Source organism: Spongiibacter sp. C9W (assembly GCF_057370015.1).
In genome coordinates this window covers 2,449,436-2,462,106 of sequence record NZ_CM170672.1, presented here as the reverse complement: position 1 = coordinate 2,462,106, position 12,671 = coordinate 2,449,436, and the positions used below count along the sequence as shown (strand labels likewise).

Genomic DNA, 12,671 nt, shown 5'->3' with positions numbered 1-12,671 from the left:
GATCTGGCTGAAAAATGGTCAGTGTTTACTGCAAGGGTTAGGGAATGAAGTTTAAGTTTTTGGTGGCTGGAGCGCTGGTGATAAGTAGTACCGCCTGTACGGTAGTGCCGGGTAGTAACATGAGCCGTATGAATTCGGTATGGTTTGACGATACCCCCGAGGACTATGCTCCTGCCGAGACTGAGATAAAATATATTCCCATTAATGCGACAGTGCTGGCGCACCTCAATCGTGACAAACAGCTCGAAGCCTTTAACCAACACGCCTTCCACGCCCAATTAACCGACTATCAATACGAAATTGGTGTTGGCGACATCCTGACCATTACGGTGTGGGAGCATCCTGAGTTGACCATTCCTTCTGGCTCATTCCGAAATGCCGAGGAGAGCGGCAACGAAGTAAAAGCAGACGGTACGGTTTTTTACCCTTATGCAGGCAACCTTCAGGTAGCTGGACTAACCACCGCAGAGGTAAAAAAACAGGTTACCGAGCGACTTTCTTCGGTGATTAAACGCCCGCAAGTTGATGTGCGCGTTGCATCATTTAAGAGCCAGCGCGCTTATATTAGTGGCGCTGTGAACACTCCGGGTATGACCCCGATAACTAACGTACCGCTCACTTTAATTGATGCCATTGAACAACGTGGTGGCCTGGCGGACGATGCTGCATGGAGCGAGGTACGCTTCACCCGCAATGGCAAGTCTGAGGTTATATCTTTACGGTCTCTCTATGAGCAAGGGGCATGGAGTCAGAACATTGTTCTTAAGCATGGCGACCAAGTGCACGTGCCCCGCAACGATGCCGATAAAGTATTTGTGCTGGGTGAAGTAAACCGCCCACAAGGTATTGCGATGTCTCGCACTGGCACCACCCTCGCGGAGGCGCTGGCTAGCGCGAATGGTATTAACGAGAACAAGGCCGATGGTCGAGGCATTTATGTGCTTCGCAATACTGGTATTACTGAGGGCGAAAACCGCGAGCCAGTGTATACGGCAACGGTATACCATTTAAACGCCGCCTCCGCTGTAGGGTTTATGCTTGCTGATAAGTTTGACCTTGAACCCCGAGACATCGTTTATGTATCCCCGGCGCCAATTACACGTTGGAATCGTTTCTTGAGCCAACTGCTTCCTAGCATCATTGCTACCGATACCATTGGTGATATTGAAAATACGAATTAAGCTTACGGCCGAGATGATGCGTAAGTTATCCGTTGCAGCATCTGCTCCTATCTATTGTTTGGAAAAAAAATGAGTATAGAAAACTCTTCAGGGACCCCTAACCGTCCATCACAAGCTCAAACTGATGAAATCGACCTGGGAGCACTCGTCGGCACGCTCTGGGATTCAAGGGCGCTGATTCTTTGTATTACATTTGTATTTTCGTTCTTTGGCATTGCTTACGCGCTACTGGCAACGCCGATTTTTAAGGCGAACGCCGTAGTTCAGGTAGAAGAAAAATCGCCAGGCTTGCCCGGCTTAAGTGAGATGAATGAACTGTTTGCCGGTGAATCTGCGTCCTCTACCGAAATAGAACTGATTAAGAGCCGCAGCGTGCTGGGAAAGGCCGTTGATACGCTAAATTTAGATATTGTTGTTGAGCCCAAATACTTCCCAATTATTGGTGAGGCCCTTGCCCGCCGCGCCCCCAAGAGTGGTGAAATTGCTGCCCCTATCCTGGGGCTGAGCTCTTACGCTTGGGGTGGTGAGCAGATTATCGTTCGCGAACTGGAGGTTCCCAGCTCTGCCTACAACAAAAGGCATTATATCGTAAGCGCTGGCGAAGGAAACTTCATCTTTACTGACGCCGATGGCAACGCTCTGCTAACTGGCATGGTCGGTGAGCGTATTAGTGAGGGTGGCTACTCGCTGTATGTTGCTGCACTAAATGCCCGTGAAGGTACGCGCTTCACCCTCACAAAGAAACGCCGTCTTAGTGCTGTGCTTTCATTGCAGTCTTCACTAGGGGCGTCTGAGCGCGGTAAAGACTCGGGGATTATCAACCTTTCATTCGAGCATTCATCGCCACAATTCGCTGAAAATGTATTGAATGAGGTGGCAAAAAACTACCTGCGCCAAAACGTTGAGCGCCAGTCCGCCGAAGCATCGAAAAGCCTCGAATTTTTGCGCGACCAGCTGCCTGGCATTAAGCAAGACTTAGAAACCGCTGAGCAGCGTTTTAATAGCTATCAGGTTGAAGTGGGGTCGGTAAACATTACCGCCGAAGCAGAAGCACTGCTAGACCAAGTGGTTGAGTTAGAAACGAGCATTGCAGAACTCCAGCTAGAGCAGGCAGAGCTTGACCGCAAGTACACACGGGATCACCCCACCTATCAAGCTTGGCGCGAACAAATGAGCGAGCTCAGTAAACGCAAAAATGAACTGAGCGGTCGTATTAAAAATCTTCCGGAAACCCAGCAGGAGCTAGTGGGCCTGAAGCGCGACTTAGAGGTGGGTACCGAAATTTATACGCAAATGCTCAACAATATTCAGGAGCTGGATATTGTTCGCGCAGGTACTGTGGGCAATGTACGCATTGTTGATGACGCAGCAGTAAATATTGAGCAGCCCGTTAAGCCCAAAAAGGCACTTATTGTTATCCTGGCTACGATGTTAGGTGGCGTGTTCTCTGTGGCGTTAGTACTGGTGCGCGCCGCTCTAAATAAGGGCATTACTAATCCCGAAGACATCGAGGCTATTGGCTTGCCGGTGTATACCAGCATTCCGCTTTCCGATGAGCAGCGTAGGCTCGATGGTGCGGGCAAACGTCGCCAAGCCATTCGCAAGAAACAGAAGAACCAGCACCCACACGACTTGCTGGCCCACAAAAACCCGACCGATATCGCTGTAGAAAGCCTGCGCAACCTGCGCACCAGCCTGCACTTTGCCATGCTGGAAGCTGAAAACAATGTGATGATGATCTCCGGCCCCAGCCCCAATGTGGGTAAGTCGTTTGTTTCCGGTAACCTTGCGGCGGTAGTTGCCCAGGCGGGGCAGCGCGTACTGCTGATCGATATGGACCTTCGCAAAGGCTATATGCACAAAATGTTTGGCATGCAGCCAGATAATGGCGTGAGCGACGTATTGGGCAAGCGCATTAGCGTTCAAGAAGCGATAAAACCGACGCGCGTTGGCGAGCTGTTTATCATGCCTCGTGGGGTGATTCCTCCCAACCCGTCAGAATTATTGATGAGCCAGCAACTGACTGATCTGCTCAACGAAGTAAAAGAACAGTTTGACCTGGTTATTGTCGATACCCCGCCAATTATGGCCGTTACCGATGCCGCCATTGTGGGCCGCCAGTGTGGCGTGACCATGATCGTTGCCCGCTTTGGCCTGAACCCGATTAAAGAGCTGGAAGTGACTAAACAGCGCTTCGAACAAAACGGCATTACCGTGAAGGGCGTTGTCCTTAACGCCGTAGAGCGCCGTGCGTCGGGTTATGGCTACGGCTACGGGTATGGTTACTACCACTACGAATACAAGTCGGATAAGTAGTACAGGCGCGGCGCGGCCTGCGTATTGTAGGAGCGGGCCTGACCGCGACCAAATCCCATCTGTGCCGTTCGTGTAGGAGCGGGCCTGACCGCGACCAAATCCATCCGAGCCGTTCGCTCCAGTAGCCCTCAGGCGGGCTGGCCACAGCACTCGCTCTGCTCGCGGACCACGCTGTCCTACAATAACCACCGCATTGTTCATGCAGGACTACGCAGGTGCGTAGGGGCGGGCCTGACCGCGACCAAAATCCTTGGCCTTGTTAAGACTTACGGTATATAGTTGTACGGCATTTCCGTACATGAGGATGCCCGCATGGACACCATTAGCGTAAACAAGTTTAGAGACAACCTGAAAAGTGTTGTAGAAGAAGTAGTTAGCCGGCATGAGCCCCTCAAGGTGACGAGAAGGGCTGGCGAGGCATTTGTGGTCATCAGTGCCGACGACTGGGAGCGAGAGCAAGAAACTCTTTACGTGCTCCAGAACAAAGGCCTAATGCAGCAAATTGCCGACTCCCTTGATACCCATACCCGCAGCCAAGGCTACAACCCGACTGACGAGCAAATGAATGAGATCACTGGTATTTGAGGGGAATACCTGGGAAGTCTATGAGGCCGTGCGCGAGAAAGATAAGCGCTTGCACAAAGCCTTATGTAAATTGCTCAGAGAAATGCTGCGATCCGACGACCCCTCTTCCGGCTTGGGAAAACCCGAGCCACTGAAACATAACCTTTCCGGCCTTTGGTCAAAACGGATTTCACAGAAAGACCGGTTGATATATCGGTTCGACGATAAATCCATTTATATCTTCGCCATTGGTGGGCACTACGACCAGCCATAACCTGCAGCTCGGCGCGCGCCATGACCGAAGGGAGTGTCGTAGGTAGTGGGCCTGAGCGCGACCAAATCCATCCGTGTCATTCGCTCCAGTCGCCCTCTAGCGGGCTGGCCACAGCACTCGCTCCACTCGCGGGCCACGCTGTCCTACAAGGACCACACTGTCCTACAATGAACCTGCCTTGGCCGTTCGTGTAGGAGCGGGCCTGACCGCGACCACCCCCCATCCGTACCATCCGTGCCATTCGCTCCGGTCGCCCTCAGGCGGGCTGGCCACAGCACTCGCTCTGCTCGCGGGCCACGCTGTCCTACAAGGGCCACGCTGTCCTACCATGAACCTGCCTTGGCCGTTCGTGTAGGAGCGGGCCTGACCGCGACGTGCCGTTCGCTCCAGTCGCCCTCAGGCGGGCTCCTACAAGGGCCACGCTGTCCTACAAAAACCACCGTTTTATTCATGCAGGGCTACGCAGTCAGGTGTGTAGACCGCTATACCCCCTGAACTATAAATACACCGCATCCCACAGCGCATATTGACCGATATCGTCAACCAATCCTGCGCGAATCGGGTTGGCGATGATATATCGCGCCGCTGCGCGCAGGTCTTCGTCGCAGCGCAAGGCGTGATCATAGAAACCGGGTTGCCAGATTTTTGCTGAGGGGCGATTTAGAGTGTGATTTATCTGTTTGGCAGATTCGGTTTTAACTCGCTGAACGACTTCTGAAAGGCTTCGATCTTTTAGCTCAAAAAGCCAGTGAAAGTGGTCAGGCATTACAACATGGGCCAGAGTATGTGCGTAGGGTGACGAACAGATTGATCGTGAAACGCAACGACCTAGCTGGAGGTTGTGGAAGAGACTTTGTCGCTGCCACGTCACCGTTGTGACCATGTAGGTTTGGCCCATTATTGAGCGCCGTCCCGTTCGTAGCGCATAACCACGCGATATTTTTTTCGGCATGAGCACGTCCTTGTGTCAGGCATTTTTTATAAATTAGCAGTTTTGTTGAAAACCTGCCTTTAGGGCCGCTATGAAACCATTGTAATTCGCAGTTTTATTGGGCCTGACCGAGATTGATTCCACACACTACCGTTCGTTCCGGTCGCCCTCAGGCGGGCTCCTACAAGGGACACGATGCCCTACACCAAAATGTACGCCAACCGTAGGAGCGGGCCTGACCGCGATTGATTCCACGCTCTACCGTTCGTTCCGGTCGCCCTCAGGCGGGCTCCTACAAGGGTCACACTGCCCTACACCAAAATGTACGCCAACCGTAGGAGCGGGCCTGACCGAGATTGATTCCACGCTCTACCGTTCGTTCCGGTCGTCCTCAGGCGGGCTCCTACAAGGGACACACTGCCCTACACCAAAATGTACGCCAACCGTAGGAGCGGGCCTGACCGCGATTGATTCCACGCTCTACCGTTCGTTCCGGTCGCCCTCAGGCGGGCTCCTACAAGGGTCACACTGCCCTACACCAAAATGTACGCCAACCGTAGGAGCGGGCCTGACCGCGACCGGTTCCGCTCAACCGGTCAATTTATGGTATTTGGCGAGGAGTTGTTCTTCGGTTTCGATGTGGTTGGGGTCGAGGGGGATGCAGTCTACGGGGCAGACTTGCTGGCATTGGGGTTCGTCGAAGTGACCGACGCATTCGGTGCAGCGGGCGGGATCGATTTCGTAGATTTCCTCGCCCATATAGATCGCTTCGTTAGGGCACTCTGGCTCGCATACGTCGCAGTTGATGCATTCGTCGGTGATCAGCAGTGCCATGCTATTGCCGTTACTTGCGTGAGAAGCGGGCGTTGAGTGCCACCATGACGTTGTCGGGCACGAAACGTGAAACGTCGCCGCCCATGCTGGCAATTTCGCGCAGCAGTGAGGAGGAGACGTAAGAGAGGGACTCACCAGGGGTCAGGAATACGGTTTCCAAATCCGGTGCCAGCGCGCGGTTCATGTTGGCTAACTGCAGTTCGTACTCGTAGTCAGCCACGGTGCGTACGCCGCGCAAAATACTGTGGCAGTTTTGCTCTTGCGCCAGTTCCACGGTCAGTCCGGTGAAGCTGCACACTTCGATATTCGGCAAATGGGAAAGCGCTTCGGCACACAGTTCCATGCGCTCTTGCAAGGCGAACATCGGCTGCTTTTTCTCGCTGTTCGCGACGGCGAGCACAACGGTGTCGAACAATTTGCTGGCGCGCTCTACCAGATCGATATGACCGCGGGTGATCGGGTCGAAAGTACCTGGGTATACGATGCGTTTCATAAGTCACCGGATTGCAATTAAGGCGGCAGATGGTATCGAATTCACCGAATACGAACAAGCGCGGCGCTCAGGCTTCTTCCCCGGTCTGGTAGAGATCGTCCCACCTGGGGTTAATACTGTCGATTAAGGCGGTTTTGCGGCGGTGGGAGTATTCCTGGATTTGTTTCTCCCGCATATAGGCCTGTTCGAGGTCTTCAAAAAGCTCAAAATACACGAGCTCGAATACCTCTTTGCGAATCTCACCCAAGGCCTGGCGATAGTCATGGAGGTGTTGTCGTAAATTGGCGGCTACACCACTGTGCAGGCTGCCACTTTCTCGGTTCGCTAAAATATACACAGCGGGGAGCTGTTCTAACATCGTAATCCCTTCCCTAGGTCGCTATCGTTTGCGTCTTATTGTTATGGTTGTACCGATCTCGTTTCCTTCCCTGGATACCGACACCAATTCGTGGCGCGCGATAACGGTTCGGTATCGCAAGTGAAACTGATCATAAACAAAGCTCGCGCGCTATGTCACCCCTTGACAAAATTGTGAGGCCACCACTGGGTTTGCGCTACACTGGCCCACGGCGAGCATTTCCCACCGCTGCACTGGAGGATAATTTGTTGAAAGCGCACAAAACCTTGCTGACGTTGCTTTGGTTATGCCTGGGCACGTTCGCCCACGCCAGCGACCCCCTTATTGTTCCGGAAGCGGCGAGCGGCTTTGGCCAAATTAAGTCGGCGCGATACCAAACCGCCATGGCGGTTACCGCGAACCCTCATGCCAGTGACGCCGCGAAATGGGTGCTGCAAAAAGGTGGCTCCGCGGTCGACGCGGCCATTGCGGCGCAATTGGTGCTCGGTTTGGTTGAACCGCAGTCGTCTGGCATTGGCGGCGGTGCCTTTATGCTTCATTGGCAGGCACAGCGCGGGGTGCTGGAGAGTTGGGACGGCCGGGAAACCGCGCCAGCCACCGCCAACGACACGTATTTTTTACAGGCCGATGGCACGCCCATGCGTTTTTTCGACGCCGTGATTGGCGGCCGCTCGGTGGGCGTACCCGGCGTATTGGCAATGCTGGAATCGGCCCATCGCGCTCATGGCAAACTGCCTTGGGCGACACTGTTTGAGCCAGCAATTCGCCTTGCCAAGCAGGGTTTTGCAGTATCAGAACGCCTGCATATTCTGCTTGAGCGCATGCCGAAGGTGGCCGTAAACCCCTATATTCAACGCTACTTTTTTACGCGCGCCGATGGCAGATGGCAGCCTAAGCCTGTGGGGCATGTACTGAAGAACCCCGCTTACGCTGCGACACTAGGTCGCATACAAAAACACGGCAGCGAGGACTTTTATCGCGGAAAGCTTGCCCAGGCCATTGTCGATGCCGTTCGCAATGACCCAAATAGTGCCGGTGAACTCACCCTGCAAGACATGGCGAATTACCGTGCGATCAAGCGCGACGCACTGTGCGCGCCCTTCCGGGAGTACTCGGTATGTGGCGCACCGCCGCCGTCGTCAGGGGCAACCACGGTACTGGCCATTCTGGGAATGCTAGAGGCATACGAACAACGCATGGGCTTGCGCGCCGATTGGCAGCACGGTTTTATTGAGGCCTCGCGCTTGGCCTTCGCCGACCGCAACCACTACGTGGGCGACCCAGCTTTTGTCGAAGTGCCCAGCCAAGCAATGGTAGACAGCGACTACCTGCGCCAGCGCGCAACGCTAATCGATAACGCCGCCGTCCTCACAGACGTGAAGCCCGGCAACCCGACAGCAGCCCCCAAACGCCGCTCGGCCTCGTCGCCTGAACTCCCCTCCACCACCCATTTCAGCATTGTTGACCGCTGGGGAAATGTGGTGAGTATGACCAGCAGCATTGAAACTGCCTTCGGCTCCCGCGTGATGGTAGGGGGTTTTCTACTGAACAATCAGCTCACGGACTTTTCATTTTCGCCGCTGAGCAATGACGGGGCGCTGGTTGCCAACCGTGTTGCCGCTGGCAAACGGCCACGCTCGTCTATGGCTCCCACCATTGTGTTTAAAAACCAGCAACCTGTTTTGGCGCTGGGTAGCCCCGGTGGAGCGCGTATTATCGACTATGTTGCAGCCAGCCTGTACCGCATTCTTGCGCTCAATATGCCCGTGGCCGAGGCCATCGCCGAAGGCCATATCATTGCCATGGGGCGTGGCGTGGAGATGGAAAGCGGCAAAGCCGACCCCGCCACGGTGGCAAGGATGCGCGGCAGAGGCCACCCCGTGGCACTGCGCGACCAAACCAGCGGTCTGCATGTAATTCACCTTACCGAGCAGGGCTTACTGGGCGGTGCCGACCCCCGGCGCGAGGGCAGTATTGCCGGGTTTTAAGTCGTCATTATGGCTCGCGCGATAAACCAGCCGAGAATTTTGTAGGAGCGGGTCTGACCGCGATTGATTCCAACCCCTAGCGTTCGTTCTGGTCGCCCTCAGGCGGGCTGGCCACAGCACTCGCTCCACTCGCGGGCCACACTGTCCTACGAAAAACACCGCCCTGTTCCAGCACAGCCTGATCCGTGCCTCATACCCTGTATAACAGCGTGCCCCGCGACCGCAGGGAGTACTTTGCGTAAGTCGCTCCTACGAAAACACGCTAGGTAGTCAGGCACGTAGGAGCGGGCCTGACCGCGATTGATTCCAATCCCTAGCGTTCGTTCTGGTCGCCCTCAAGCGGGCTCCTACGAAAACACCGCCCTGTTCCAGCACAGCCTGATCCGTGCCTCATACCCTGTATAACAGCGTGCCCCGCGACCGCAGGGAGTGCTTTGGGTAAGTCGCTCCTACGAAAACACGCTCCGTAGTCAGGCACGTAGGAGCGGGCCTGACCGCGACCCAAACCCACCCCTACCCTTCGCTCCAGCCGCCCTCAGGCGGCACTCGCACTGCTCGCAGCTAGCGCTGGCAGCGTGAGCAAAAAACGGTACTGCGCTGGGCCTGGCGGATTTCTTTTAGTGCCCCCGAGCAGGTTGGGCAGGGTAAGCCCGCGCGGCCGTACACTAGTAGTTCTTGTTTAAAGTAGCCGGGGCGGCCATCCCCGCCCACAAAGTCTTTCAGGGTGGTGCCACCTTGGGCAATGGCTTTTTCCAACACTTGCTTTACGCACGTGACCAGGCGCTGGTAACGCGCTTTGCTGATACTGCCTGCCTCTCGGTCCGGGCGTATACCTGCCATGAACAGTGCTTCATTGGCGTAGATGTTACCCACGCCGACAACCACCCTGCCGTCCATCAGCAGGGTTTTCACCGGAACCTTACGCCCCTTTGCTCGGCTGAATAGGTAATCGGAATTAAAATCCTCGGACAGCGGCTCGGGCCCCAGGTGCGAAAGTAAATGGTGTTCTGAGGCTTCGCCGCCAAGCCATAACACCGCGCCAAAGCGGCGGGGATCGGTGTAACGAAGTAGTTGACCGCTGTCGAGGGCAAAATCCACGTGATCGTGCTTGGCTGCGGGCGTTCCGGCTGGCACAAAATACAAACGCCCAGACATACCTAAATGCACCATGAGACTGCCCCGGTCCATTTCGACCAGTACGTACTTCGCCCGTCGAGTCACGCTGTGAACCGTTTGGTTGCGCAGTAATTCGTTGAGCTTGTCGGGCACCGGCCAGCGCAGCTGCGGTTGACGCACCGTTGCCTGAGTGAACACTCGCCCCTGTAAGTGGGGGCGAATGCCCCGGCATACCGTTTCGACCTCTGGAAGTTCTGGCACAGCGCTACCTCGTATTTGCGTGGGCCAATTCTACCGAAAATATTGCTGATGATCTTTTGAGGTTTCGCGCGACGAATCTTCGCGACTAAAGTCGTGCTTTATGCAGTGTAGGAGCGGGCCTGACCGCGATTAATCCAACCCCTACCGTTCGTTCTGGTCGCCCTCAGGCGGGCTCCTACAAAAACACCGCCCTGTTCCAGCACACCACATGATCCGTGCCTCATACCTGCAGGAACGGGCCTGACCTGCGCTATCCAATAATGACTTATGGCGCTGAAGCCGCGACAATATCGCTTTTTTGGATACGCGTATTCCTATGTCATCACTGTGTTTATTGGGCGTCGATACAGGCGGCACGTTTACTGATTTTGTTGCAGTGGATGGCAGCGGCATACGCTTGCACAAATGTTTGTCGACGCCGGACCAACCCGAGCGCGCAATCTTGCAGGGTATTCGCGCACTGGGTCTGGAAGACCGCATCCAAGATGGTTCGTTAACCGTGGTCCACGGCTCCACGGTGGCCACCAATGCCGCGCTGGAAGGAAAGGGCGTGCGCACGGCATATATAACAAACCGCGGCTTTGCGGATGTGCTCGGCATTGGCCGACAAACCCGCCGCGAGTTGTATAACTTGTGCCCGCCCCCCGTCGCGCCGCCGGTTCCCGCCGAGCTGTGTTTGGAGGTGGACTGCCGGGTGGATGCCCAGGGAAAAGTATTGAAGGCTTTGTCCCCTTCAGAGCTAGAGACACTACGCGAACAACTCGCCGAGCTACAGCCCGAAGCGGTGGCGATTAATCTGCTGTTTTCCTTCCTGAACGACGCCGACGAGAAAGCCATTGCTGCCGCCCTGCCCGACCACCTGTTTTGTTCCCGCTCCAGCGAAGTACTGCCGGAATACAAGGAGTATGAGCGCGGCATGGCAACCTGGCTCAATGCCTGGCTGGGGCCAAAGGTGCAGGGCTATTTGCAGCGTTTGCAGGCGGCCATGCCACGCACGCCGCTGGCAATCATGCAATCGTCCGGTGGCACCTTAGATGCCACTAACGCGGCAAAACGCGCGGTAAATTTACTACTTTCCGGGCCCGCCGGGGGCTTGGCAGCGGCCCGCCAACTCGGCCGGATACTGAACCGGCATGCACTGATTACGTTCGATATGGGCGGCACATCCAGCGATGTCGCGTTGATTGATGGCGATATTACCCTGACCACCGAGGGGCATATCGGCCCTTACCCCGTCGCGGTACCGATGGTGGACATGCACACCATCGGCGCTGGCGGCGGCTCTATTGCTCACTTGGATGAAGGCGGTCTGCTGCGCGTTGGTCCGGAATCGGCGGGTGCCTCTCCCGGCCCCGCCTGCTACGGCAAGGGCGGGCTGCGCGCTACAGTGACCGATGCCAATGTGGTGCTCGGCCGCTTACCCGATGACGCCCGCCTGGGCGGAAAACTGCCGCTGCAACATGACGCGGCAACGGCCGCCGTCGCGGCCCTGGCCAGTGAGCTTGGCTTGTCGGTAGAAGACACGGCCGCCGGCATTATTGATATTGCTAACGAGCACATGGTGCGCGCCTTGCGGGTCATTTCCCTGCAGCGCGGCTACGACCCCGCTGAGTTTAGTTTGTGCTGCTTTGGCGGCGCCGGCGGTTTGCATGTTTGCGCGCTGGCCGAGGCACTGGGCACCAACGAGGTCATTATTCCCAATTATGGCGGGGTATTTTCCGCTTTGGGGATGCTGCTGGCCCCGCGAGAGCGACAGCTTTCCCGAACGCTTAATCAGGCCCTGGCCACGCTTTCCAGCGATGCATTAGCGCAAGCCTTTGCCGACCTTCGCGATGAAGGCCAGAAGGCCCTCACCGATGAAGGGGTAGCAAGCGACGCCATACAGGCACAAGCCAGTTTGGACCTGTGTTATCAGGGGCAGTCCTACACCTTGAATCTGCCCTTTGACGGCAGTATTGAAGACTGCGAAGAAGCCTTTCACCGCGCCCACGCCAAGCGCTACGGCCACCGCTTAGGGCTGCCGGTACAGTTGGTGAACTTGCGTCTTGCCCTGCGCGCCCCCGCCGCATTACAGGCACTGCCGCCACACCAAGGGCAGGCGCAGCGCGAACCCAGCCACCAGCGCGTTGCCTTTATCAGCCAGCCGGTGCCCCGCTACCAACGCGAACAGCTGCAGCCCGGCGACGTACTGGCCGGGCCCGCGCTGATCTGCGAGGCGGTGGCCACAACCTGGCTGGCCGAGGGCTGGCAAGCCCGGCTCGACCCACAAGGCCACTTGCTGCTCAAGCGCATCGCGCCATGACATCTGCGTTGGCTCACGCTACAGTGAAAGCCGTCACCCACGGTTTTACAGGC

11 protein-coding genes are annotated in these 12,671 nt (G+C 56.1%); 6 read left to right on the top strand and 5 right to left on the bottom strand.

Translation table 11 applies throughout. From position 1 onward, the window contains the following. The first annotated feature begins 44 nt into the window (after positions 1–44). The 4 genes from AC2Q8J_RS11730 to AC2Q8J_RS11715 all read left to right on the top strand — a co-directional run bounded on the left by AC2Q8J_RS11730 (position 45) and on the right by AC2Q8J_RS11715 (position 4,335). Positions 45–1,181, top strand: a complete 1,137-nt coding sequence (locus AC2Q8J_RS11730) for a polysaccharide export protein (protein WP_486451355.1) — start codon at positions 45–47, stop codon at positions 1,179–1,181. A 69-nt stretch (positions 1,182–1,250) separates the two neighbouring features. Beyond that, a complete protein-coding gene (locus AC2Q8J_RS11725; protein WP_486451354.1) occupies positions 1,251–3,497 on the top strand; it encodes a polysaccharide biosynthesis tyrosine autokinase in 2,247 nt (748 codons plus the stop codon). A 312-nt stretch (positions 3,498–3,809) separates the two neighbouring features. Further along, the gene (locus AC2Q8J_RS11720; RefSeq protein WP_486451353.1) at positions 3,810–4,082 is read left to right on the top strand and encodes a type II toxin-antitoxin system Phd/YefM family antitoxin; all 273 of its coding nucleotides are present in this window, start codon (positions 3,810–3,812) and stop codon (positions 4,080–4,082) included. Then, the gene (locus AC2Q8J_RS11715) at positions 4,063–4,335 is read left to right on the top strand and encodes a Txe/YoeB family addiction module toxin (RefSeq protein ID WP_486451352.1); all 273 of its coding nucleotides are present in this window, start codon (positions 4,063–4,065) and stop codon (positions 4,333–4,335) included. The genes AC2Q8J_RS11720 and AC2Q8J_RS11715 overlap by 20 nt, the downstream gene beginning before the upstream one ends. Before the next feature lie 496 nt (positions 4,336–4,831). On the opposite strand, the gene AC2Q8J_RS11710 is transcribed toward AC2Q8J_RS11715, so the two are convergent. From AC2Q8J_RS11710 to AC2Q8J_RS11695, 4 genes are all read right to left on the bottom strand, one after another. Next, positions 4,832–5,287: an REP-associated tyrosine transposase gene (locus AC2Q8J_RS11710; protein WP_486451351.1), complete on the bottom strand. Its 456-nt coding sequence runs from the start codon at positions 5,285–5,287 to the stop codon at positions 4,832–4,834. A 567-nt stretch (positions 5,288–5,854) separates the two neighbouring features. Further along, on the bottom strand, positions 5,855–6,100 hold the full coding sequence (locus AC2Q8J_RS11705; protein ID WP_486451350.1) for a YfhL family 4Fe-4S dicluster ferredoxin: 246 nt from the start codon (positions 6,098–6,100) through the stop codon (positions 5,855–5,857). Positions 6,101–6,110: 10 nt separating this feature from the next. Further along, positions 6,111–6,593 carry a pantetheine-phosphate adenylyltransferase gene (gene coaD, locus AC2Q8J_RS11700; protein WP_027875205.1) on the bottom strand — a complete coding sequence of 161 codons (483 nt, stop codon included), beginning with the start codon at positions 6,591–6,593 and terminating at the stop codon, positions 6,111–6,113. A gap of 67 nt (positions 6,594–6,660) precedes the next feature. Continuing rightward, the gene (locus AC2Q8J_RS11695; protein ID WP_204997172.1) at positions 6,661–6,951 is read right to left on the bottom strand and encodes a GIY-YIG nuclease family protein; all 291 of its coding nucleotides are present in this window, start codon (positions 6,949–6,951) and stop codon (positions 6,661–6,663) included. A 248-nt stretch (positions 6,952–7,199) separates the two neighbouring features. On the opposite strand from AC2Q8J_RS11695, the gene ggt reads away from it, so the two are divergent. Then, on the top strand, positions 7,200–8,939 hold the full coding sequence (ggt, locus tag AC2Q8J_RS11690) for a gamma-glutamyltransferase (protein WP_486451349.1): 1,740 nt from the start codon (positions 7,200–7,202) through the stop codon (positions 8,937–8,939). A 561-nt stretch (positions 8,940–9,500) separates the two neighbouring features. Here the strand turns inward: ggt and mutM are convergent. Further along, the gene (mutM, locus tag AC2Q8J_RS11685; RefSeq protein WP_486451348.1) at positions 9,501–10,316 is read right to left on the bottom strand and encodes a bifunctional DNA-formamidopyrimidine glycosylase/DNA-(apurinic or apyrimidinic site) lyase; all 816 of its coding nucleotides are present in this window, start codon (positions 10,314–10,316) and stop codon (positions 9,501–9,503) included. A gap of 316 nt (positions 10,317–10,632) precedes the next feature. Here mutM and AC2Q8J_RS11680 point away from each other — a divergent pair, with 316 nt between their 5' ends. Next, complete coding sequence (locus AC2Q8J_RS11680; RefSeq protein WP_486451347.1) at positions 10,633–12,618, top strand: hydantoinase/oxoprolinase family protein; 1,986 nt, start codon at positions 10,633–10,635, stop codon at positions 12,616–12,618. Positions 12,619–12,671: the final 53 nt, after the last annotated feature.

Coding starts and splice junctions, on each gene's coding strand:
- AC2Q8J_RS11730 (WP_486451355.1), top strand. CDS start 45: ATGAAGTTTAAGTTTTTGGTGGCTGGAGCGCTGGTGATAAGTAGTACC.
- AC2Q8J_RS11725 (WP_486451354.1), top strand. CDS start 1,251: ATGAGTATAGAAAACTCTTCAGGGACCCCTAACCGTCCATCACAAGCT.
- AC2Q8J_RS11720 (WP_486451353.1), top strand. CDS start 3,810: ATGGACACCATTAGCGTAAACAAGTTTAGAGACAACCTGAAAAGTGTT.
- AC2Q8J_RS11715 (WP_486451352.1), top strand. CDS start 4,063: ATGAGATCACTGGTATTTGAGGGGAATACCTGGGAAGTCTATGAGGCC.
- AC2Q8J_RS11710 (WP_486451351.1), bottom strand. CDS start 5,287: ATGCCGAAAAAAATATCGCGTGGTTATGCGCTACGAACGGGACGGCGC.
- AC2Q8J_RS11705 (WP_486451350.1), bottom strand. CDS start 6,100: ATGGCACTGCTGATCACCGACGAATGCATCAACTGCGACGTATGCGAG.
- coaD (WP_027875205.1), bottom strand. CDS start 6,593: ATGAAACGCATCGTATACCCAGGTACTTTCGACCCGATCACCCGCGGT.
- AC2Q8J_RS11695 (WP_204997172.1), bottom strand. CDS start 6,951: ATGTTAGAACAGCTCCCCGCTGTGTATATTTTAGCGAACCGAGAAAGT.
- AC2Q8J_RS11680 (WP_486451347.1), top strand. CDS start 10,633: ATGTCATCACTGTGTTTATTGGGCGTCGATACAGGCGGCACGTTTACT.